Annotated in this window: 26 protein-coding genes and 1 riboswitch; of the genes, 18 read left to right on the top strand and 8 right to left on the bottom strand. The window is 75.4% G+C overall.

Going from position 1 to position 20,806, the window contains the following annotated elements; translation table 11 throughout:
• Positions 1–5: 5 nt before the first annotated feature.
• Together PKE99_RS33260 and PKE99_RS33255 are read right to left on the bottom strand one after the other, a co-directional pair.
• Positions 6–1,301 carry an MFS transporter gene (locus PKE99_RS33260; protein WP_037052803.1) on the bottom strand — a complete coding sequence of 432 codons (1,296 nt, stop codon included), beginning with the start codon at positions 1,299–1,301 and terminating at the stop codon, positions 6–8.
• The gene (locus tag PKE99_RS33255) at positions 1,301–2,740 is read right to left on the bottom strand and encodes an MBL fold metallo-hydrolase (RefSeq protein WP_051738208.1); all 1,440 of its coding nucleotides are present in this window, start codon (positions 2,738–2,740) and stop codon (positions 1,301–1,303) included. The genes PKE99_RS33260 and PKE99_RS33255 overlap by 1 nt, the downstream gene beginning before the upstream one ends.
• A gap of 79 nt (positions 2,741–2,819) precedes the next feature.
• On the opposite strand from PKE99_RS33255, the gene PKE99_RS33250 reads away from it, so the two are divergent.
• Together PKE99_RS33250 and PKE99_RS33245 are read left to right on the top strand one after the other, a co-directional pair.
• On the top strand, positions 2,820–3,488 hold the full coding sequence (locus tag PKE99_RS33250) for an ArsR/SmtB family transcription factor (protein ID WP_037052915.1): 669 nt from the start codon (positions 2,820–2,822) through the stop codon (positions 3,486–3,488).
• Complete coding sequence (locus PKE99_RS33245) at positions 3,485–4,819, top strand: MFS transporter (RefSeq protein WP_051738207.1); 1,335 nt, start codon at positions 3,485–3,487, stop codon at positions 4,817–4,819. Before PKE99_RS33250 ends, PKE99_RS33245 begins: the two co-directional genes overlap by 4 nt.
• Before the next feature lie 27 nt (positions 4,820–4,846).
• Here the strand turns inward: PKE99_RS33245 and PKE99_RS33240 are convergent, their stop codons facing one another.
• Together PKE99_RS33240 and cmtR are read right to left on the bottom strand one after the other, a co-directional pair.
• Positions 4,847–5,515: a cation efflux transmembrane domain-containing protein gene (locus tag PKE99_RS33240; protein ID WP_081924694.1), complete on the bottom strand. Its 669-nt coding sequence runs from the start codon at positions 5,513–5,515 to the stop codon at positions 4,847–4,849.
• A gap of 17 nt (positions 5,516–5,532) precedes the next feature.
• Positions 5,533–5,886, bottom strand: coding sequence for a Cd(II)/Pb(II)-sensing metalloregulatory transcriptional regulator CmtR (gene cmtR, locus PKE99_RS33235; RefSeq protein ID WP_037052797.1), 354 nt, complete (start codon positions 5,884–5,886; stop codon positions 5,533–5,535).
• A 110-nt stretch (positions 5,887–5,996) separates the two neighbouring features.
• On the opposite strand from cmtR, the gene PKE99_RS33230 reads away from it, so the two are divergent.
• The 5 genes from PKE99_RS33230 (at position 5,997) to PKE99_RS33210 (ending at position 8,730) form a co-directional block, all read left to right on the top strand.
• Complete coding sequence (locus PKE99_RS33230) at positions 5,997–6,677, top strand: HEAT repeat domain-containing protein (RefSeq protein WP_037052909.1); 681 nt, start codon at positions 5,997–5,999, stop codon at positions 6,675–6,677.
• On the top strand, positions 6,671–7,672 hold the full coding sequence (locus PKE99_RS33225) for a MerR family transcriptional regulator (RefSeq protein ID WP_037052795.1): 1,002 nt from the start codon (positions 6,671–6,673) through the stop codon (positions 7,670–7,672). The genes PKE99_RS33230 and PKE99_RS33225 overlap by 7 nt, the downstream gene beginning before the upstream one ends.
• 145 nt (positions 7,673–7,817) lie before the next feature.
• Positions 7,818–8,168 (top strand): hypothetical protein, encoded by a 351-nt coding sequence (locus PKE99_RS33220; RefSeq protein WP_037052792.1) that lies wholly within the window; start codon positions 7,818–7,820, stop codon positions 8,166–8,168.
• Positions 8,165–8,404 carry a DUF6186 family protein gene (locus PKE99_RS33215; protein WP_037052787.1) on the top strand — a complete coding sequence of 80 codons (240 nt, stop codon included), beginning with the start codon at positions 8,165–8,167 and terminating at the stop codon, positions 8,402–8,404. The genes PKE99_RS33220 and PKE99_RS33215 overlap by 4 nt, the downstream gene beginning before the upstream one ends.
• A gap of 107 nt (positions 8,405–8,511) precedes the next feature.
• On the top strand, positions 8,512–8,730 hold the full coding sequence (locus PKE99_RS33210) for a hypothetical protein (RefSeq protein ID WP_037052770.1): 219 nt from the start codon (positions 8,512–8,514) through the stop codon (positions 8,728–8,730).
• A gap of 36 nt (positions 8,731–8,766) precedes the next feature.
• On the opposite strand, the gene PKE99_RS33205 is transcribed toward PKE99_RS33210, so the two are convergent.
• Complete coding sequence (locus PKE99_RS33205) at positions 8,767–9,495, bottom strand: GAF and ANTAR domain-containing protein (RefSeq protein ID WP_051738206.1); 729 nt, start codon at positions 9,493–9,495, stop codon at positions 8,767–8,769.
• Between the two features lie 105 nt (positions 9,496–9,600).
• A riboswitch (Fluoride riboswitch) is annotated at positions 9,601–9,665 on the top strand.
• A gap of 192 nt (positions 9,666–9,857) precedes the next feature.
• Between PKE99_RS33205 and PKE99_RS33200 the strand changes: the two genes are divergently transcribed.
• The 4 genes from PKE99_RS33200 (at position 9,858) to PKE99_RS33185 (ending at position 11,867) form a co-directional block, all read left to right on the top strand.
• Positions 9,858–10,151 (top strand): DUF3040 domain-containing protein, encoded by a 294-nt coding sequence (locus PKE99_RS33200; RefSeq protein ID WP_037052767.1) that lies wholly within the window; start codon positions 9,858–9,860, stop codon positions 10,149–10,151.
• 136 nt (positions 10,152–10,287) lie between these two features.
• Positions 10,288–10,953, top strand: coding sequence for a hypothetical protein (locus PKE99_RS33195; protein ID WP_037052765.1), 666 nt, complete (start codon positions 10,288–10,290; stop codon positions 10,951–10,953).
• Between the two features lie 66 nt (positions 10,954–11,019).
• A complete protein-coding gene (locus PKE99_RS33190) occupies positions 11,020–11,316 on the top strand; it encodes a hypothetical protein (RefSeq protein ID WP_037052759.1) in 297 nt (98 codons plus the stop codon).
• Between the two features lie 227 nt (positions 11,317–11,543).
• Positions 11,544–11,867 (top strand): STAS domain-containing protein, encoded by a 324-nt coding sequence (locus tag PKE99_RS33185; protein WP_197040861.1) that lies wholly within the window; start codon positions 11,544–11,546, stop codon positions 11,865–11,867.
• 19 nt (positions 11,868–11,886) lie between these two features.
• On the opposite strand, the gene PKE99_RS33180 is transcribed toward PKE99_RS33185, so the two are convergent.
• Both PKE99_RS33180 and PKE99_RS33175 read right to left on the bottom strand, forming a co-directional pair.
• Positions 11,887–12,591, bottom strand: a complete 705-nt coding sequence (locus tag PKE99_RS33180; RefSeq protein WP_051738204.1) for a TetR/AcrR family transcriptional regulator — start codon at positions 12,589–12,591, stop codon at positions 11,887–11,889.
• Between the two features lie 110 nt (positions 12,592–12,701).
• On the bottom strand, positions 12,702–14,045 hold the full coding sequence (locus PKE99_RS33175) for a cytochrome P450 (RefSeq protein WP_231498412.1): 1,344 nt from the start codon (positions 14,043–14,045) through the stop codon (positions 12,702–12,704).
• Between the two features lie 393 nt (positions 14,046–14,438).
• On the opposite strand from PKE99_RS33175, the gene PKE99_RS33170 reads away from it, so the two are divergent.
• The 4 genes from PKE99_RS33170 to PKE99_RS33155 all read left to right on the top strand — a co-directional run bounded on the left by PKE99_RS33170 (position 14,439) and on the right by PKE99_RS33155 (position 17,911).
• Positions 14,439–15,674: a helix-turn-helix domain-containing protein gene (locus tag PKE99_RS33170; protein WP_037052755.1), complete on the top strand. Its 1,236-nt coding sequence runs from the start codon at positions 14,439–14,441 to the stop codon at positions 15,672–15,674.
• Positions 15,675–15,813: 139 nt separating this feature from the next.
• Positions 15,814–16,650 (top strand): SDR family NAD(P)-dependent oxidoreductase, encoded by an 837-nt coding sequence (locus tag PKE99_RS33165; RefSeq protein ID WP_051738203.1) that lies wholly within the window; start codon positions 15,814–15,816, stop codon positions 16,648–16,650.
• Positions 16,651–16,690: 40 nt separating this feature from the next.
• Complete coding sequence (locus PKE99_RS33160; RefSeq protein WP_037052752.1) at positions 16,691–17,533, top strand: alpha/beta fold hydrolase; 843 nt, start codon at positions 16,691–16,693, stop codon at positions 17,531–17,533.
• A gap of 114 nt (positions 17,534–17,647) precedes the next feature.
• Positions 17,648–17,911, top strand: coding sequence for a hypothetical protein (locus PKE99_RS33155; RefSeq protein WP_037052748.1), 264 nt, complete (start codon positions 17,648–17,650; stop codon positions 17,909–17,911).
• A 30-nt stretch (positions 17,912–17,941) separates the two neighbouring features.
• On the opposite strand, the gene PKE99_RS33150 is transcribed toward PKE99_RS33155, so the two are convergent.
• Positions 17,942–18,487, bottom strand: coding sequence for a dihydrofolate reductase family protein (locus tag PKE99_RS33150; protein ID WP_037052745.1), 546 nt, complete (start codon positions 18,485–18,487; stop codon positions 17,942–17,944).
• A 420-nt stretch (positions 18,488–18,907) separates the two neighbouring features.
• Here PKE99_RS33150 and PKE99_RS33145 point away from each other — a divergent pair, with 420 nt between their 5' ends.
• From PKE99_RS33145 to PKE99_RS39700, 3 genes are all read left to right on the top strand, one after another.
• Positions 18,908–19,147 carry an acyl carrier protein gene (locus PKE99_RS33145; RefSeq protein ID WP_037052889.1) on the top strand — a complete coding sequence of 80 codons (240 nt, stop codon included), beginning with the start codon at positions 18,908–18,910 and terminating at the stop codon, positions 19,145–19,147.
• Between the two features lie 4 nt (positions 19,148–19,151).
• Positions 19,152–19,931, top strand: a complete 780-nt coding sequence (locus tag PKE99_RS33140) for an alpha/beta hydrolase family protein (RefSeq protein WP_051738202.1) — start codon at positions 19,152–19,154, stop codon at positions 19,929–19,931.
• Positions 19,932–19,971: 40 nt separating this feature from the next.
• Positions 19,972–20,806: hypothetical protein (locus PKE99_RS39700; protein ID WP_271214958.1), on the top strand; the 835-nt coding region annotated here is incomplete at its 3' end.

Below are 20,806 nucleotides of genomic sequence, written 5' to 3'. Positions count from 1 at the left end.
CGTGCTCAGCTGCGGTGACGGTCGCTGCGCATGGCCAGCCGGCTCCACACCGCGGACGCGGCGGTGAGCCCGGCCGCGACCAGGACGGCGGCTTCGAGGGAGGCCAGGGCGGCGGTGACGCCGCCGACGAGGGCTCCGACGGCATAGCCGATGTCGCGCCAGAAGCGGTAGCCGCCGAGGGCGGCCGCGCGCGCGGCCGGGTGGACGCCGTCGCTGATCGCGGCGAGCAGGGCGGGGTAGACGAGCGCGGTGCCCACCCCGAGCAGGAACGAGCCGACCAGCCCGGCGAGGAAGGCCCGGGACAGGCCGAGCACGATGATCAGCAGCCCGACGGCCTGGATCGCCATCCCGGCGACGACGGGGATCTTGCGGCCGATCCGGTCGGCGAGGTGGCCGGTGCCCAGCATGCCCACGGCCCACATGAAGGGGTAGAGGGCCTTGATGGCGCCGACCCCGCCCACCGAGACCCCGGCCTGGACGAGCAGGACGGGGAGCAGGACCCAGGTCAGGCCGTCGTTGAGGTTGTTGACCAGGCCGGCCTGGCTGATCGAGGCCAGGTTCCGGTCGCGCCACGTGAGCTCGGCGAACATCGTGCCGAGGCCCGGGGCGGCGGTCGCCCTGGACCGGCCGCCGGGGTCCTGCTCGTCGGTACGCCGGTGTGCGTGGTGCTGCTCGGCCTCCAGCCTGGCGTGGGCGCTGGTGTCGCGGACGAGCGTCACCGTGAGGGCGAGCCCGGCGATCGCGTAGACGGCGCCGAGGAGCTCGGGCGCGGGCTGCAGCCCGTAGGTGGTGGCGAGGTACCCGGTCGCCAGCGCGGTGACGGCGACGCCCAGATAGCCGGCGGTCTCGTTGATCCCGAGGGCCAGGCCGCGGCGGGCCGGCCCGACCAGGTCGATCTTCATGTTGACCGTCATGGACCAGGTGAGGCCCTGGTTCACGCCGAGCAGGACGTTCGCGCCGATCACCCACCACCAGTTCGGGGCGAAGGCGAGCAGGAACGGCACCGGCAGGCCGACGATCCAGCCGGCGACGAGGACCTTCTTGCGGGTGTACCGGCCGACGACCGCGCCGCCGACGAGGTTGGTCACCGCCTTCGTCACGCCGAAGGCCATGACGAACAGGGCGACGGTGAGATCGCCGAGCCCGAAGACCTGCGCACCCACCAGCGGGGTGACCGTGCGTTCGAGGCCGACCATGCCGCCGACGAGCAGGTTGACCAGGGCGAGCAGCGTGAACTGGCCGAGGTTCTCACGCAGCCCGAGGCGGACCGGCACGGTGGTGGCCCTCGTGGACGCGGGCATCAGCGCGCCGCCTCCTCCGTCGCGGGATCCGGTGATCCGGCAGTGACGGGCTCGGCATCGGCCCCGGTGACCAGTGCCCGCCCGCCGGCGTCGGCCCAGTCCTGGGCGCCGCCGACGACGACGGCGAGATCCCGGTGCCCGGCGGACTCGAGGAGGCTCGCCGCGGTGGCGGCGCGTTCGCCGTGCCCGCACATCACCGCGGTCGGGGCGGGAACGAGCTCACCGACTCGGCCGGTGAGTGAACCGAGCTCGAGGTGTCCGGCGCCCGGCAGGTGCCCGGCGAGGTACTCGGAGCTCTGCCGGACGTCGAGGACGCGCAGGCCCGCGGGGTCGAGCTGCTCCGAGCGCAGGACGCGGGTGGCGGCGATGTCGTACCCGGCGGCGGTCCAGGCGTCGAGTCCCCCGGCCAGCTCCCCGACGATCCGTTCCATGCCGATGTCGAGGGCGGGCCAGACGATGTCGGCCGGGTCCTGGTCCGGGTTCCGGACGACGACGATGTCGTTGTCGGGGGAAGCGACCCAGCCCAGCCACGTGGCGAACTGGGCGCGGAGCGCGTCGGACAGGGAGCCCGGGATGTGTGCCGCGGCGTACTCGACGACCGGGCGGACGTCGACGAGCGTCGCGCCCTCCGCGCGCAGGCGCCGGACCGCCGACGCGGGCAAGGCGGTGAGGGTGCCGGCGCGCTCCGTGTCGAGGACGGCCGGGCCCTGCCGGTTGATCTCGCCCAGCCGGCGGAAGTAGTCGGGGTAGCTGCCCAACGATCCGAGCAGGGCCTCGACGAAGCCCTGCTCCTCGTCCAGGCGGAGCAGCGGGTTCGTGGCCAGCTCACGGCCGATCGTCGAGGTGCGCTGCGCCCCGGGCGGGGCCGAGCAGAAGGACCCGGCGCCGTGCGTGGGCCACACGGCGGTCGCCGCGGGCAGGGCGGCGAGCCGGCGCAGCGACGCGAACTGGGCGCGGGCGAGGTCGTCCGTGCGGTTCGGGCCGAGCAGATCGGGCCGCGCGGCCGAACCGACGATCAGCGACCCGCCGGTGAACACCCCGGCCGGAGCGGCGCCGTCGGAGACCAGGAAGGACACGTGCTCGTCGGTGTGTCCCGGGGTGGCCAGCGCGGTCAGCCGCAGCCCACCGAGGTCGACCTCGTCGCCGTCGTGCAGCCCGCGGTGCGGGAACCGCCGGGCGCCGGCGGCCGAGGCCAGCACGGTCGCCCCCTCGTCGTGTGCGAGCTGTACCGCGCCGGAGAGGAAGTCGGCGTGGAGGTGGGTGTCCGCGACGAACCGGATCCGCAGCCCCTCGGCGCGGGCCCGCGTGTGCACCGCGCGCAGATCCCGCGGAGGGTCGACCACCAGCGCCGCCCCGTCGCCCAGGTCGAGCAGGTAGCTGGAGTTGCCCAGCCCCTCGTCGACCACGGCGTGGACGCGGACCTCCGTCGGCGTGACCATCGCTTCCCACCTTCTCCGCCGGACCGGCCGGGGCAGCGATGTTACAGTAATCCATGGATTTATGGAGGAGCTGAGGCCGGTGTCGGACGAGACCGCGAAGGGCGCGCTGTTCACGCACCTCGCCCGGGTCGGGAAGGCGCTGGGGCACGGCAAGCGCCTGGAGCTGCTGGACCTGCTCGCCCAGGGCCCGCGCAGCGTCGCCGACCTCGCCGCGACCGCGCGGCTGGGCCTGACGACGGCCTCGGCGCACCTGCAGGCGCTCAAGCAGGCCGGCCTGGTGACCACGACCCGGCACGGCACGACGATCGAGTACGCCCTGGCCGGGGACGACGTCGCCGCGCTGTGGCTGCGGCTGCGGGAGGTGGCCGGGGCCCGCGTCGCCGACGTCGGACCGGCCGCCCAGGCCTATCTCGGCCCGGACGACACCGAGGAGATCACCCGCGAGGAACTGCTGCGCCGGGTCGCCGCCGGGCGGGCGGTGGTCCTCGACGTGCGGCCCGGGCCGGAGTTCGCCGCCGGGCACATCCCGGGCGCGGTGTCGATCCCGATCGGCGAGCTCGCCGACCGGCTCGAGGAGATCCCCGCCGACCAGGAGATCGTCGCCTACTGCCGCGGCGCCCTGTGCGTGTTCTCCCACGACGCGGTCCGGCTGCTCGCCGCGCACGGCCGGCGCGCGGTGCGGCTGACCGAGGGCTTCCTGGAGTGGCGCCTGTCCGGGCGGCCCGTCGTCGGCGAGCCCGGTCGATGACCGACCGGCAGGACCGAGATCGCTCCCGGAGCCCGGACCACGGCCCGGCGTCGACGGAGCCGCCGGAGCAGCGCCGCATCCTCCGCACCCTGGTCCTGGCCCAGGTCTTCAGCGGCGCCGGGCTCGCGGCCGGGATCACGGTCGGCGCCCTGCTGGCCCAGGACATGCTCGGCGCGACCAGCCTGGCCGGGCTGCCCATCGCGCTCTTCACCGTCGGTTCGGCCGCGGCGGCCGCCGGCGTCGGTCGGCTCTCGCAGCGGTTCGGCCGCCGGCCCGGCCTGACCACGGGTTACGCGGTCGGCGCTGCAGGCAGCGCCGGGGTCGTCCTCGCCGCGGTCGCCGACAGCGTCCCGCTGCTGTTCGCGGCGTTGGTCGTCTACGGCGCGGGTACCGCGACCAACCTGCAGGCCCGCTACACCGGTGCCGATCTCGCCGCCCCGGCCCGTCGCGGCCGCGCGGTCAGCACCGTCCTGGTCGCGACCACCCTCGGTGGGGTGCTCGGTCCGACCCTGGTCTCCCCGATGGGACGACTCGCGACCGCGTGGGGCCTCCCTCCGCTGGCCGGGCCGTTCCTGCTCTCCGGCACCGCCTACCTCCTCGCAGCCCTCGTCCTCGGCCTCCTGCTGCGCCCCGATCCGCTGCACCTGGCCCGGGAACGCGCCGCCGCAGTTGCGATCTCGTCGGAGTCCGTCGGACCGTCGCCCACCTCGCACGAGGCAACCGGAACGGCGGGGACCGGCGGCGCCGAGCCGGGCGGGGTCGCCCTGGGCGCCTCGGTCATGGTGCTCACCCAGCTCGTGATGGTCGCGATCATGACGATGACCCCGGTGCACATGGCCGCCCACGGCCACGGGGTCGGCGCGGCCGGGGCCGTGATCGCCGTGCACGTCGCCGCCATGTACCTGCCCTCGCCGCTGAGCGGCTGGCTCGTCGACCGGTACGGCCGGCTCGCCGTCGCGGCGCTGTCCGGAATCACCCTGCTGGCCGCCGGTGTCCTCGCCGCCACCGCGCCCACGGACTCCGTGGTCCTGCTCGCCCTCGCGCTCGCCCTCCTGGGTCTGGGCTGGAACCTCGGGCTGGTGAGCGGGACCGCGATCATCACCGACGCCGTGCCCCTCGAGCGGCGCGCCGCCACGCAGGGGACCGTCGACGTCGGCATCGCCGTCGCCGGAGCCGGTGGTGGGCTGGCCTCCGGCCTCGTCGTCGCCGCGGCCGGCTACCCGGCGCTCGCCGTCGCCGGAGGAGTGGTCGCCCTGGCGATCATCCCGATCGTCGCGGCAGGTTCCCGCGCCCGTCGCCACGCGGACCCCGCCGCCGGAACGACGGCCTGACGCTCGGCACCACTCGGATGGTGCGGGTCAGCAGCAGTGACGACCCTTCCAGGCCTCGCGCCCTTCCCGGACGGCGACGGCGGCGATGACCAGTGCCGCGATCGGGTCGGCCCAGGACCAGCCGAGGAGGCTGTTCAGCAGCAGTCCGGCGAGCAGGACCCCGGACAGGTAGGTGCAGAGCAGGGTCTGCTTGGAGTCCGCGACGGCGCTGGCCGACCCGAGCTCGCGGCCGGCCCGGCGCTGCGCGGCGGACAGCAGGGGCATGACCACCAGCGAGAGCGCCGCCAGCACGATGCCCACGGCGGAGTGTTCGGGCTCGCCGGCGCCGAGCAGGCTGCGCACCGACTCCACGGCGACGTAGGCGGCGAGCGCGAAGAACGACAGGCCGATGACCCGGAGCGCGGCGCGTTCGCGCTGCTCCGGGTCCGAGCCGGAGAACTGCCAGGCGACGGCGGCCGCGGAGGCGACCTCGATCACCGAGTCGAGGCCGAAGCCGATCAGTGCGGTGGAGGAGGCGACGTGCCCGGCGCTGATCGCGACGACGGCCTCGACGACGTTGTAGCTGATGGTCGCCGCGACCAGCAGACGTACCCGGCGGGTCAGGACGGCGCGACGGTCGGGCGTCGTCGCGCCGGCGGTCCGGGCCGGAGCGGTGCCGCAGTCGTCCGTGCAGCGGGGGCTCCCGGCGTCGGGCACGGATCGGCTCGGGCCGGTCACGGCTGCCCGGCCCCGGGTGCGGGGGAGCGGTCGTCCTCGTCCAGGCAGGCCGGGCCGGTGTCGACGGCCAGGACGACCGCGAGCAGCTCGTGCAGCGCACGGGCGAGGTGGGGATCGGCGATCTCGTAGCGCACCTGCCGGCCCTGGTAGGAGGCGGTGACCAGGCCGCATCCGCGCAGGCAGGCCAGGTGGTTGGACACGTTCGGCCGGGTGAGGCCGAGCCGGTCGGCGAGCTGCCCGGGGAAGCCCGCGCCGTCGAGGAGGGCGACGAGGATGCGGCACCGGGTCGGGTCCGCGAGGGCCTTCCCGACCCGGGCGAGCGCCGCCTCCCGCGTCTCACTGGTCAGCATGCGCTGAACTGTAAAGCACGGGCTGACGTCTGACGACCCGCCCGGGTTCCGGCGAGGGCTTGACCTTGACACGGTGACAAGGTCTTGAATCGCGGGTGGAGGTGATCGAGATGTCGAGAGTGCACGAGGGAGCGGGCGCGGGGTTGAGGTCCGCCCTGGAGAGTTCCGCCGCGTCGGCCCGCCTGCACGCGGCTCTCACGGCCGGGATGCACCCGAATGCCGAGTACGTCGAGGTGCTGGTCGAGCGGTGCGCGGTCGAGCCGGACTTCTTCGTCCGCGACATGCTGACCTGGGCGCTCACGCGGCACGACGCCTCGGCCACGGCGGAGCGGTTGCTGTCCGAGCTCGGGTCGGAGGTCCCGCAGGGGCGGAGCCAGGCGCTCCACACGCTCTCCAAGATCGGTGACGCGCGGACCTGGCCGGCGATCACCACCGAGCTCCTGGAGGACGAGGACGACGAGGTCGCCCGTACGGCATGGCGCACCGCGGCCGGACTCGTCCCCGAGGGGCGTGAGACCGAACTCGCCGAGACGCTGTTCACCCAGTTCGACCGCGGGAACGGCGAGGTGCAGCGGAGCCTCAGCCGGGCCTTCGTCGCCCTCGGGGAAGCCGTCCTGCCCGTCGTCGAGCGCGCGACGACCGCCCGCGACCCGGGCGTGCGCGCGCACGCGCTCGCCACGAAGCGGCTCATGCAGCATCCCGACGAGGGGTTCGAGGCCGCGATCGCGGAGGCGCGCCGGGTCGTCGCGCTGCGCGGGGCGCCGCTCGTCGGGGAGCACGCGGGGTGCTGATCGGTGAGGTCTCCGCGCAGTCCGGGATCAGCGCCCGGATGCTGCGCCACTACGACCGGATCGGGCTGGTGTCGCCGACCGGGCGTACGCAGGGCGGGTACCGGCAGTACTCGGACGACGACGTCCGGCGCCTGTTCCACGTGGAGGCCCTCCGCTCGTTGGGCCTGAGCCTGCAGGACATCGCGGACGTGCTCGGAGACCTCTCGTTCAGCCCGGCCGCGATGGTCGAGCAGCTGGTCGCCCGCACGCACGACCGCCTCGCCCGGGAGGAGGAGCTCCTGCGCCGGCTCGACCAGGTCCGGGCGAGCGACCCGGCTGCGTGGTCGGACGTGCTGCGGACCATCGGCCTGATGCGGGGGCTCGATGCGGGCGATCCCTCGGCACGTCAGCGGTTCGCCCTCTCGCTCGCCGGCGAGGGGGAGCGCGACGTGGTACCCCTCGCCGAAGCGGCGTTGAAGGAGGCGGACCCGAACGTCGCCGGCGCGCTCGACTGGGCCCTCGCCCGGACCGGGGACAGCGCGATCCCGGTCCTGGCGGAGGCCCTGGAGTCACCGGTCCCCGAGCGGCGACATCGCGCGCTGGCGGCACTGGTGAAGATCGGATCGCCGCGCGCCACGGCCGTCCTGGCCGACGCGTTCCGGCATCCCGACCCGGTGGTGAGCGGACGTGCCGCGCTCGTGCGGGCCGCGCGCGGTGAGGCGGACGCCGTCCCCGCGCTCGTCGCCCTCGTCGTCGAGGGACGCGACGACGTGGACGCCGCGGACGCGCTCGGAGGGCTCGCCTCCCGGCACGGCCGGGCGGACGAGATCGCACGCGCGATCGCGGACGAGCTCACGCGCGCCACCGGCGCGGCCCGGCGGCGCCTGGCGTCGGCTCTCGCCGACGTCCCCGGACCGCGGGCCGAGGCGACGCTGACCGGCCTCGTCGACGATCCCGACCGCGGCGTGGCCCTCACCGCCACGTTCCTGCTGCGGGTACGTCGGTCCGACGACTGATCGACCTGGTCCGTCGAGGCTTGGCCCATCCGCAGGAGGGCGGGATCGTGGCGAGGTGACATCGCGCCGTCCTCCCGCCGACCCTGCGCCTGCCTCGTCCGCGGCCGTTCCCCGGGGTGCGTCGCGGGTCGTCACCCGGGCTGCCGTGCTCGCGGTCGCCGTACCGGTCGCCGTGCTCGTCTCGCCGATCCCGACGCACACCTGGCAGGCGACGGCCGTGACCGCGGCGATCGGCCTGGGCGGGGTCGCGTTGGCGGCGTCCGGCCGCCTCGGGCGGGTCGGCGGACGCCCTCGGGTCACGCTCCGATCGGCGGCGCCGTGGGTCGCGCTCGTCGTCGTCGCCTCCGTGCTGGAGATCGGTGCGCTGCTCCACGGCCACCGGCCGGGGTTCCCCACGATCAGCTACCTGGTGGGGCCGGAGTTCGTCGACCGCACGGTCCGGCTCGTCGGTTACGTCGCATGGATCTGCGGCGGGTACTGGCTGACCCGGCGATGACCGGGTGGGACGCGACGATCGCCGCGTACCTCGCCGTCGTCGTGCTGGCCGGCGTCGTCGAGCTGACCGGGAGGCGCCCCGGCACCGCGACGCCGACCTTCGGCGAGCTGGTCTCCGCGATCGCGACGACGCTCCCCGGCCGGATCGCGCTGTTCGCGTGCTGGTGGTGGGTGGGCTGGCACTTCCTGGCCCGCAGCAGTGCCCACGTGGCTCCCCACCTCGTCGACATGCACTGACCGAACTCCTGTGTTCCGGCCTCCTGTGTTCCGGCCTCCGGCGCTCCGGTCGGCAGGAGCCGGAGGCCGCCCGGTCCCCTCGCGAGGCGAGTGCATAGGGTGTCGCGGTGCAGCTGACGGTGACCCGGCGGACCGGCGATCGCGAGTGGACCTGGACCGTGGTCGACGAGGAGGGGTTCGTCGTCTCCGGAACCGCGAACAGCCGCCGGCGGGCGCGGGACATCATCGCCTGGGTGCAGACGGAGATGCGCTACCCGCCCATGCTGCGGCCGCAGTCCGGGATGCTCCGGCACCTGGCCTTCAAGCTCCCGCTCGTCGACGACTGACCCCGACCTCCCCGAAAGCGGCAGCATCTCCCCAGGTCAGCGGGGTGTGGAGCGCTCCGGGGCCGAGGGGAGCCGGCCGGTGTGGGTGACCTCCTCGGCGACCTCGCGGAGCTTCCTGTTCAGCCACTGGGACGTGTCGCGGAGCACGTCGAAGGCCCGGTCGCGGGTGATCCCGTGCGAGGCCATGAGGATGCCGATGGCGACGCCGATGTCACGGTTGCTGTCGAGGGCCTCGCTGAGGTTTCTGCGCTGCTGCCGGTCCCGGCTGTGGGACAGCGCGAGGGTGGCGTGCCCGGCCAGGATCGCGCCGACGGCGACGGCGTGGTCGTCGAACGCCCGGGGCGTGCGCGAGTAGAGGTTGAGCGCCCCGTGCACCTCGTCGTCGAGGTAGAGGCGGTAGGACAGCATGCTGCGCACGCCGGTGCGTTCCGCCGCCGGGCGGGCGAAGTCGGGCCAGCGCGTCTCGGCTTCGAGGTCGTCCGAGCGGTAGAGCCGGTCGTGTTCGAGCGCCTCCAGGCAGGGGCCCTGACCGGTCTCGTACTGCACCGCGTCGACCTGGGCCGGCAGCTCGTCGGTCGCCGCCACGGTGGTGATCGTCCCGTTGCGCCGGACCAGGGAGATCGCGGCGTGCGCGCAGCCCGGCACGGTCGCCACCGCCGCGAGCGTGATCTGCTCCCGGGCCCCCGCCGGGTCGTCCTCGGCGTGCAGGTGACGCGCGATACCCACGAAGAGCCGCGCGAGTTCCTCGTTCCTCTCGGCCGCCATCGATCGACGGTAGCGGGCTCGCCTCCGGAGTGCAGGCGGGCGTCACCGCCCGAGGAAGCGGTGGTGACGCCGCGGATCTGGTCAGCGGCCGGCCACGGGACTACGATCTCCTGCGGCGATGGAGCCCGCCCTCAACCGCCCGGCAACGGGCTGATGGCCCCTACCTGATCACGGTAGGAGTGCGCCATGAGGCGGTCGGCACCTCGTCCCCCTTCCATCCGAGGCCGCGCCGAGCAGACGGGCGTGTCCGCCGATTCCTCGTGTCCTGCTGCCACGACCCGGCGTCGCGGTGCCGCGCCCGTCCCGACGGCCTGCTGTCGAAGGGGAACCGAACCCGTGACCGATATCGGGGAGGAACGGAGATGAGGCTCACCCGCCGGCAACGCCGTGAGCTCGCCGCGCTCGCGGAGCAGCTCGCCCACGACGACCCCGACCTGGCGGCACAGCTGTCCCGCCCGGCCGGGCCGGCGCGGCGGTCGCCGCCCGGCCGGACCGGCGTCGGCGTGCTGATCGGCCAGATCCTGTTCGTCCTGGGGCTGCTCGCGCTCACGTGGGGCGTGCTGATGTCCGCCCCGACGGCGACGACGGTCGGCACCCTCGGCCTGCTGGTCTGCTGGGTCCCGTGGCAGTTCGGATCGGGGGACCGCGGGGGGTGAGCGTCCACGGCGTCGCGTGTCGGTGGGCGGCGTCCGGATTCGTGTGTCCGGATCTGGCCAGCGCGTGCCCGCAGGTACGCGGGGCCGTACCGTCGACGGCACCGCCGCATCCGTGGCAGGTGAGGAGTCCGGCGCGATGGACGAGTGGCACGGCGGGCGCGACCCGCGGCCCGCAGCCGACCGGCGGGACGTCGCCGCCTGCGCCCGGGACGACGCCGCCGGGGTGCGCGACGAGGTCTCGCGGGAGCGCGACGCCGAGGCAGACCTACGGGACATCCGGGCCCGCACTCGCGACGCGGAGGTGGTGGGCCGGTCGCAGCAGGTGGTCGGCCGGCTGCGCGACCTCCGCCGGAGCCTCCTGGAGTCGTTGGACCGGCTGGAGCGCGACGGCGCGGCCCCGGTCGGGTCCGCGGAGGCCTGGAGGCGGGACCGCGCCGCCGTCAGCCTCCTCCTCGAGGAGGCCATCATGATCGTGGCGCGGGACGAGTCGCTGCGGCGGAACGCGGCGGGGGACCGGCGGGCGTCGGCCCGGGACCGGTGCGCCGCCGCCCGGGACCGCCGGGAGTCCGCGGGGGACCGTGAGGACGCGGCCGCGGACCGGGAGCAGTCCGCGCTGGAGCGCGAGCAGCTCGGCCGGGCGGAGGCCGATGCCGTCCGGCGCCGGACCGAGGAGGCCCGCGACCGGACGGTCGTCACCGCCGCCGCCGTCTCGCGGGCGGTGCGCGGCAGCCGGCTCCAGGTCGCGGAGAGCAGGGACGTGCTGGCGCGCGTGCGGGCGCGCCGGAGCCGGCGGGCGCCCTGACCGAGGTCGATGATCGCGGTGCCGGTCGGGCGCACGCACACCCCACGAGGAACGGAGGAGGTTCGGATGCACGGCGACGAGCAGGCGGAGAGGGGTGAGTCGCTGAGACGGCAGACGGCACGGCTCCGGGCGGAGGGCGAACGCGTCGCGGCACAGGTGGCGGCCCTCGCCGAGCAGCGGGCGAGCGTCGAGGACGCCGTCGCGTCCACCCTGGACCACGCGGCCGAGGTGCGGCCCGACGACGCCGACCGCCTCCGAGGTCTCGCCCAGCACGCCCGCGACTCGGCGCGACACGAGCGCGAGGAGGCTCTGCGCTGGGCGAGGTACAGCCGGACGGGCGACGACGCCGACCGGTCGCCGTAGGGGTATGGCCGGTCGAGGGCCGGGATGTCGCCGGCAGGGGTGGCACGATCAGCTGGACGCGCCGCTGACCAGGCAGGGTGCCTCGGATGGCCGTTGCGGGGAGGTCCGCTCCGGTACGACACTCACCCACCTCGCCGGACGGTGTAGGGCCGCGGCAGGCGCCGGAATGTTGGGGGAGCGCCGTGAACGCGTGTGAGAAGTCCTTGCCGGGGGGTCTGCTGCTGACCGTGCGACGCCCGTCCTCCGATGTCGTCGTGGTGGCGATCGAGGGTGAGGTCGACCTGGCCAACTGCCCGGAACTCGATCGCGTGGTGATGCGGGTGACGGCCGAGCCCGGGATCGAACGCGTGATCATCGACCTGACCGGTGTCGGTTTCCTCGCGGCGTGCGGCGTGCGCTGCCTGGCCCGGCTGCAGATGCGGCTGGCCGCCGGTCGGCACCGGATGCAGCTGGTGGTGTCGCCGGACTCGGGGACGGTCCGGCGGGTGCTCGTCCTCGTCAACGGGTTCGAGATCGTCGACTCGCTGGCGGAGACCGGCGCGACGTGCTGAGTGGCGCGGGCCCTCGGAGTCAGCCCTGCCGCACCCCGTCCAGCCCCGCCGCCAGGTGGGCGAGGGCCTCGTCGACCTCGTGCCGCAGCACGGCGAGGGGCGGGGCGTGCTCGGGGTCGTGCTCGGGGTCGTGCTCGGGGTCGGACGCGTGGTCGAGCCAGCGTTCGAGGACGACCCGCAGAGCCGCCAGCGCCGCGGCCGCGCACAGCTGTGGGTAGATCGGCCGCGGTCCGCCGTCCGCCCAGGGCAGGCCGACGCGTCCGGCGACGGCACGGGCGAGCGACTGCTCCTGCGCCGTGAGCACCGCCATCTGCTGCGGCACGAGCGAGGGGCTCTCCCGCATGAGTCGCAGCGCGCGGAGATGGTCGCGGCCGGCCGCGTCGTGCCGGTCCATCACCACGAGGACCGCCTCGCGCAGCGCCTGCAGCACCGACTCCGCGGGCGGCCGGGCCCGGAACTCGGCGACGAGCGCCTCCGCCCCGGCGGCCGCCGCCGCGACGACCGCCTCCTCCTTGCTGGAGTAGTGGTTGAAGAAGGTGCGCAGCGCGATGTCGGCCTCGGTCGCGATCTGCTCCACCGTGATGTTCTCGACGCCGTACCGGACCGCGAGCCGCAGCGCCGCGTCCCGCACCGCGGCGCGGGTGGCGAGCTTCTTGCGCTCCCGGCGGCCGACCTCCGCGAGCGCGGGCGCGACGGGGGGAGTGGGCGGTGCCGTCCCTGCCATCGCGTCCCCTCTCGTGGCCCGGTCGTCGTGGCCGTCGTCGTGGCCCGTCGTCGTGGCCGCCCGATTATGACGACCGGCCGGGCGCGGCCCGGCCGGTCGGCCACCCGCCGTCAGGCCCAGGTCACCGGCAGCGAGTGCACGCCGAAGATCAGCATGTCGTTGCGCAGCGGCACCTCGCCGGCCTTCGCGGCGAGCCGCAGGTCCGGCAGTCGTGTGACCAGCTCGGCGAACCCCACCCGCATCTCGATGCGGGCCAGCTGCTGGCCCAGGCACTGGTGGATGCCGTGGCCGAACGCCAGGTGCGGCGCGCGCTCGCGGCCCAGGTCGAGCCGGTCCGGGTCCGTCCAGTGCCGGGTGTCGCGGTTGACCTCCGGCGTGGCGACGACGACGGTCGCCCCGGCCGGGATCTCGACGCCGCCGACCGTCACGGTCTCGGTGGCGATCCGGCTGACACCGAGCTGGATGATGCTCAGGTACCGCAGCAGCTCCTCGACCGCGGTGTCGATCAGGCCCGGATCGGCGCGCAGGGCCGCGAGCTGGTCCGGGTTCTGCAGCAGGGCGAACGTGCCCAGGGCCAGCATGTTCGCGGTGGTCTCGTGCCCGGCGCCGAGGAGGACGAGGGCGACGTCGATCAGCTGGGCGTCCGTGAGCGGCGGTTCGGCCTCGTGGACCAGGCCGGAGAGGATGTCGTCCGCCGGGTTCGCCCGCTTGGCCGCCACCAGCTCGGAGATGAACGTGTAGAGCTCCCCGCCGGCGCGGGCGCGCTCCTCCGGTGTCGAGTGCGAGTTGAGGGCGACGGCGGTGTTCTCCTGGAACCGCGCCCGGTCGGCGTAGTCGACGCCGAGCAGCTCGCAGATCACCAGCGACGGCAGCGGCAGCGCGTAGGCGGGGACGAGATCGGCCTCGGTGCCGGCTGCCTTCATCGCCTCGATGTGCTCGACGGCGATCTCGGTGATCCGCTCCTCCAGGGCCTTCATCCGGCGCACCGTGAACTGGCCGGTGAGCAGCCGCCGCAGCCGCGTGTGCTCCGGCGGGTCCATGAAGACGAACATCCCGTCGGTGCGGGCCTCGATCGGGGCGGGGCACACCGGCTCACCGCGCTCGATCGCGGCGGCCTGCGCGGCGGCCTCCTCAGGCGGCATCTGGGTGGCCTCGCGATAGCGGACCCGGTCGGAGCTGAACCGGCGGTCCGCCAGCACCGCACGGGCCTCCTCGAAGCCGGTGACCAGCCAGGCCCGTGCCCCGTTGAGCAGCGGCAACGGCTGTACCGCGCCCTGTCCGCGGCGGCTCTCCAGGCCGGGAGCGGGGTCGAAGGGGCACTCGGTACGCCGCTCCAGCAGGTCGGCGGGCAGCACCCGGGTGCCCGCGGCCGGCGAGTTCTTTGCGGGCGCGGTGTCGCGGTCGGTCTCCATGCCAGTGGCGGTGGTGGTGTCCTGCTCGCTCGGGGCACTCATGCGCGTCCTGTTCCCGGGTGCCGCCGGCGGGCACCCGTCGTCCGGGTCGCCTCAGGCTACCCACCAACGTGCACGTCGTGCAGCGATGCACAGCGTGCACTCAGGTTCGGCGCCTCATCGCGGGTCCTGGTCGTCGACGGTGGTCTCCCGGTCGTACCGGCTCCGGCCGCCCATGTGCGCCTCCGCATCACGTCCGCGCGTCCCCGTGCCCGCTCCGGACGGGGGCGCGGCGGCCGGGGTACTTCCCCTACCCCGGCCGCCGCGCGCACCACGACGGTAGCAGAAGTTCGAACAAAGGTTCGAGTCGAGGGAGGGTGACCGGCGCCCGCCGCGGCGCCCTCGTCGGGCATCCTGACGCCCGACGGGCACGGGCCGAGGAGGACGTCGGAGCGGATGGCGGAGACCGGGGGGCGCCGGGCCGGCGCGGACCTGCAGGCCGTGGTCGACGAGCTGGCCGACGAGCTGGGCCGCTCGGTGGTGGTGAACGACCCGGTGGTGCGGATGCTCGTCACGAGCCGGCATTTCGGCGACGAGGACGAGGTGCGCGTCCGCGCGGTCCTGCAGCGCGACGCCGGGGCGGACGTCGCGCGGCACGTCCTGGACCAGGGGGTCGCCCGGTGGTCCCGGGCGGGCGTCGTGCCGGAGCGGCCGGACCTGGGCCTGCGGGCGCGGCTGTGCGTCCCGATGCGCCACCGCGGGGAGCTCCTCGGCCTGCTCATGGTGATCGACGCCGACGGCAGCCTCACCGACCCGCAGATCCGTCGTCTCGAGGAGGTGGCGGCGGCCGCGGCCGCGCTGCTGGCCCGCGACGAGGAGTCCGAGGAGGACCGCGCCGAGCGCGCTCGGCTCCTCGGCCGGCTGCTCGGCGACGACGTCGTCGCCCGTGGGGCGGCCGCGGCCGCGGCGGTGTCCGGCGGCCTCGTGGCCGACGCCGAGCAGGCCGTCGTCACCGTGCTGCACGCGCCCGGCTCCGCGCGGCCGGAGGTGGCGACCGCCCTGCGCGTCGTGCTCGACTCCGCCGCGCACCGCCACCCGCACCGGTCGCTCGCGGCGCCGGTCCCGGGCGGCGGCGCCCTGCTCCAGGTCGGTGCCCAGCTCGATCCCGCGGAGGTCCGCGGCACGGCCGAGCGCATGGTCGCGGCCGCCGGGCGGCTCCTCGGCGGAGCCGACGGGGCAGGGGCCGGCGTCGTGGCCGGGATCGGCGAGATCGTCCCCGGCCTGCGGTCGGCGTTCCGCTCCGCGCGGCAGGCCCGGGCGGCGGCGCGGGGCGCGCGGGCGCTGCCCCGCCTGGGCCCGGTCGCGCAGTGGGACGCGGTGGGCCCCTACGGGTTCCTCCTTCAGCTGCCCGACGACGTGCTGGGCCCCGCCCTGATCCCGGAGCCCGTCGTGCGTCTGCTCCGGCACCGGAGCGCGCCGCGTCTGGTCGCGACCACGCGCGCCTTCCTCGACCACGGCGGCTCGATGCCCCGCACGGCCGAGGCGCTGCACCTGCACCGGACCTCGCTCTACTACCGGCTCGAGCGGATCGCCGAGATCACCGGCCTCGACCTGCAGGACGGCGGCGACCGGCTGCTCCTGCACACGGGCCTGCTGGTCGCCGACCTCACCGGGAGCGACGGCGAGGACTGACGGTTCTTCCTACGGACCGTGGAATTTCGGTGCGTGAGTTCCGGCGCCCGTCCGTAGCGGGCGGTGCGGTGGCGCGGCGAGACTCGGCCGGACGCGGGCCGGGTCGGTCCGGCCAGGATGCAAGGAGGCGGCAGCAGCGATGACGGTGCACGGGACCGGGCCGGTCGGACGCCCCCGGCTGGCCGGCCGGACCGCGCTCGTGCTCGGCGGCGGCCACGGCCCGTGCGGCCCCGACCAGAGCGGGGGCACGGTCGGCATCGGCTTCGCCACCGCGACCACCTTCGCCCGGCACGGCGCCGCCACCGTCGTCGTCGACCGGGACCCCGAGGCGGCCGCCCGCACCGTCGAGGAGATCCGGCGGTGCGGAGGTACGGGCCACGCCGTCGTCGCCGACGCGACCGACCCGGACCAGGTCGAGGAGGCGGTGGCGGCGACCCTGCGCCTGACCGGCCGGCTCGACGTGGTGCACAACAACGTCGGCGCGACCCGGCTCGGCGGGCCCGAGGAGCTCACCCTTGAGCAGTGGCGGGCGACCCTGGCGGTGAACCTGGACAGCGTCTTCCTCAGCGCCCAGAAGACGATCCCGCACCTGCTCCGGCACGGCGGCGCCATCGTCAACGTTTCGTCGACCGCCTCGATCCGCTGGACCGGCTACCCCTATCCCGCGTACGCCGCCGCGAAGGCCGCGGTCAACCAGCTCACCCGCAGCCTGGCGGTGCAGTACGCGGACCGCGGGATCCGCGTCAACGCCATCCTCGCCGGGCTGATCGACACCCCGCTGGTCTACCGGCAGCTCTCGGGCGGCCGGGCAGCCGCCGACGTCCGGGCCGAGCGCGCCGCGCTGAGCCCGACCGGCGCGATGGGCAGCCCGTACGACATCGCCCACGCCGCCCTCTTCCTCGCCTCGGACGAGGCCGCCTACATCACCGGCACGCTGCTGCCGGTCGACGGCGGGCTGCACGTCCGGGCCGCCTGACACCGTTCCCCGGCCCTCCACCGACGACGCAGGAGCGACCATGAGCACCTTCACCACCCAGGACGGCGTCGAGCTGGCCTACCGCGACACCGGGCCGGCCGGCGACGCCCCGCCGCTGGTGATGCTGCACGGCTGGGGCCAGACCCAGGCGATGTTCCGGCACCAGGTCGACGGCCTCGCCCCGCGGCGCCGGGTCGTGACGCTCGACCAGCGCGGGCACGGGGTGTCGGAGAAGCCGCACCACGGCTACCGGATCGCCCGCCTCGCCCGCGACGCCCACGAGCTGCTCGACCACCTGGGCGTCGAGCGCGCCGACGTCCTCGGCTGGTCGATGGGCGTGTCGGTGTGGTGGAGCGTCGTCGACCAGTACGGCACCGGCCGGATCCGCCGGTTCGTGGCCGTCGACCAGCCGGCCGCGGTCGCCGCGGTGCCGTGGATGTCGCCGCGGGCGCAGGCGGACAGCGGCGCGATCTTCGACGTCGCCGCGCTGCTGTCGCTGTGCGAGGCGCTGCACGGGCCGGAGGGGGCGAAGGCCACCGAGGACTTCGTGCGCGGCATGTTCGGCGACGAGCCGGACCCGGAGCTCTGGGCGTTCGTCGAGGAGCAGATCGGGCTGACGCCGCCGCACGCCGGCGTCCCGCTGCTGTGGGACCACTGCGCCCAGGACTGGCGGGACGTCCTGCCCCGCCTCGACCGCCCCACCCTCGTGATCGGCTGCGAGGGCAGCCACGTCGACCCGGCCTCCCAGCGCTACATCGCCGAGAACCTGCCCGGCGCCGAGCTGCACGTCTTCCCGCGCGAGGTCGCGAGCTCGCACTTCCCGTTCCTGCAGAACCCGGCCGCGTTCAACGAGGTGGTGGAGGCGTTCCTCGACCGGCCCTGACCTCGGGCCGGGCGTGGCGCGCCCCCTCCGCCCACGCCCGGCTCGTCCCCACCGCGGGGCCGGGAGGTGCTCGAGCGGCCGTTTTCGTCGGACCCCCGGCCTAGCCTGGCCGTCGTGGACGCCGGGCCCGTCGAGTCGTCGCGCCCGCCGCACCGGGTGGATCCCGACCGTGCGGCGCTCGTGCGCGGCTTCGCCGTGCTCCGCGGCCGGCCGGTCGACGACACCGAGGTGCGGGCGGTCGTGGAGAAGGCCGACTCGCTCACCCGCGAGGAGCTGAACACCCTGTGGCGCCGTCACGAGCGGGCGCCGCACACCGTCGACTACCGCTCGCAGCTCGCCCTGGTGCTCCGGTTCGTCGAGCTCGGCCGCCAGGGCTGAGGCCGGATCAGCCGGCGGCCGGGGTGTAGCTCAGGCGGGCGTGTAGGTCAGGTGCACCACGCCGTTGTCCAGGCCCTTGCTGCCGGCCAGGGCCAGCGCCCGCCGCGGGCCGCCCTCGGGGAACAGCCGCGGGCCCTCGCCGACGGCGACGGGATAGACGAACAGGTGCAGCTCGTCGAGCAGGCCGTCGTCGAGCAGGGCCTTCACGAGGGTGCCACTGCCGCTGACGTAGAGGTCGCCGTCGACCCGCGCCTTGAGGTCGCGGATCGTCTCCGGGTCGTACTTGCCGATGATCGTGGAGTTGTTCCAGTCCGCGGTCTGCAGCGTGCCGGACACGACGTACTTGGGGGACTCGTTGAAGAACGGGGCTCCCGGGTCGTCCTCGGCGGTGCGGCCGGACCACGCCGGGGCGAACTCCTCGAAGGTGGTGCGGCCCAGCAGGATCCCCGTGCACGAGCTCATGAAGCCGCCGATCTCCGCGCCCAGCTCGTCCGTGAACCCGTAGTCCATCGTCCACATCGGGGCGCCGATCACGCCGTCGAGGGTGGTGAACTCGTGGACCTTGATGCGCGCCATGGCGTCCTCCTGTGTCTCGGGCGGTGGCCGGGGCGCTCGCCCGGCCCGTCGCTGTCGTCGGGCGGTGGACCGCCGTCCGGTTCCGATCTCATCGGTCGTCCGCCGGAAGGATCGCGGCGGGGTGTCCGGGCGCTACCGGGGAACGACGCGTCGACCGCACGGCCGCGGCATCCCGGGGCCGGGCGGCGGGTTTGACCGGCCGCTGCGGGGGCACAGGACCCGCGGGCGCTGGACAGCCGTGGTGGGCGCCCCGCGCGGCGGGAGGTGGTGCTCCCGGCGCACGAGGAGCCCCGCGGCGCGATCCGCGCCGCGGGGCTCCTCCGTCCCGGCCCCGGATCGCGTGCGCCGCACGAGGTTCGAGCCCGTCCCCGCGGGTACGTGCCTCCGGTCCGCACGATCCGACGACCGGAGGTGACCGCCATGGCGACCGGGGAGACCGGCTTCAGCGACGTGATGTACGACCTCGTGTCCGTGCAGTACCACGCGCTCAAGGCCGGGCACGACTACGGCCAGTACGTCCGCGACGCCCGCAACGCCGGGTACGACGACGTCGCGTCCTTCTTCGAGGAGGTCATGACGGAGGACTCCCGCCGCGCCGCCCGCTGCCACGAGTTCCTGCGCGAGCTCTCGGCGAAGGAGGACACGGGAAGCACGGCCTGACGGGGTGAGCACGCTCGGGATGACCGCCGTCGAGCCGCCCGCCGCGGGCGTGCTCGACGGCCTCGCCGCACTCGGGACCCGGTTGAGCCTGGTCAGCGGCGCCCTGCTGCAGCGGGCGCAGCCCGACCCGCCGCTCCGCCGGGCCTGGCGTGGACACGGGCCGCTGGTGCTGGTGGGCGGGTTCGGCACCACCGACGCGGGGCTGGGGCCGATGCGGCGCTGGCTCGGCCGGCTCGGCTACGACGTCACTCCCCACACCGTCGGCGTGGGCATGGGCTGCGGCGGGCGCAGCGTCGAGGCGCTGCGGCGCACCCTCGAGCGCGCCGACACCGGCGACGGCGTGCACGTCGTGGCGCACAGCCGCGGCGGCCAGTTCGCCCGCGCCGCGATCGCCGCCGACGCACCGGTCCGCGGGCTCGTCACCCTCGGCTCCGGCTTCGACCTCTACCGGCTCGGGCTGCCGGTCCTGGGTCTCGCGGCCGTGCTCGGCGCGGCCGGCACGCTCGGTGTGCCCGGTGCCGCCACCCTCGGCTGCCTGCGCGGCCCGTGCTGCGCGGACTTCCGCACGGCCCTGCGCGGCGCCGTCGGCGTGCCGTTCACCTCCGTCTTCACCCGGCGCGACCGGGTCGTGCCCTGGCGTTCCTCGCGCGACCCGCACGCCACCAACGTCGAGATCGGCGGCAGCCACCTCGGCCTCCTCTCCGACACCGACGCCAAGCGCGCGGTGGCGGTTGCCCTGGCCACGCACGAGCGGGCGGGGGCCGCGCAGGCCGCGGCGGGGTAGGGGCCGGGTTCGGGGTCCGGGCGGCGGGTACTCCCGGCCGGTGAAGGTCACGAGAGGACTCCTCAACGGGGTGACGGCCGGGGCGGCGGGCACCACCGCCCTCAACGTCGTCAGCGGCACCGACGCGGTGCTGCGGGCGCGGCCGGCGAGCCGGGCGCCCGAGCGGCTGGTGGCGGCCGTCGCGGACCGGGCCGGGGTGGAGGTGCCCGGCGGGCCGTCCGAGCGGCGCAACCGGCTCGCCGCCCTGGGCCCGCTGGCCGGTTCCGCGTCCGGGCTGGTCGTCGGGGCCGTCGCCGGCGGGTTGCGGGCGGCCGGGCTGCGGCTGCCCACCGCGGTCGGCGGCCCGCTGCTCGGTGCGGCGGCGATGCTCGCCACGGACGGCCCGCTCGCGCTCACCCGGGTCTCGGACCCCCGCACCTGGTCGGCCGCCGACTGGACGGCCGACGTCCTCCCGCACCTCGCCTACGGCGTGGCCACGCACGCCGCCCTCGTCCGGCTCGAGCGCGGCTCGCCCGACCCGCCCGACGGGGCCTCCGCGGCCCCGCCCGCACGTCCGTCGACGCTGCTCCGTGCGGCCGCGCTCGGCGCGGCGACCGGTTCCCGCAGCACGGCGGGCACGGCCGCGCTGGCCTTCACCTCACGCACCGGGGACACCGGCGTCGCCGGACGTCTCGGCGGGCGCGCCGGCACGACGGTGGCCGGCCTGCTGGCCGCGGGGGAGGCCGCGGCCGACAAGCACCCCGCCGTACCCAGCCGGCTCGCGGCCCCGGGCCTGGCCCCGCGCCTCACCCTGGGCGCCACGAGCGCCGCCGCCATGGCCCGGCGCGACGGCGAGGACGCAAGTCGGATCGTAGCCATGTCGTTCTGTGAGCCAA

The sequence above is a fragment of the Pseudonocardia halophobica genome, from assembly GCF_027922425.1.
Classification (GTDB): domain Bacteria; phylum Actinomycetota; class Actinomycetes; order Mycobacteriales; family Pseudonocardiaceae; genus Pseudonocardia; species Pseudonocardia halophobica.
This window is presented reverse-complemented; position numbering and strand designations above follow the sequence as displayed.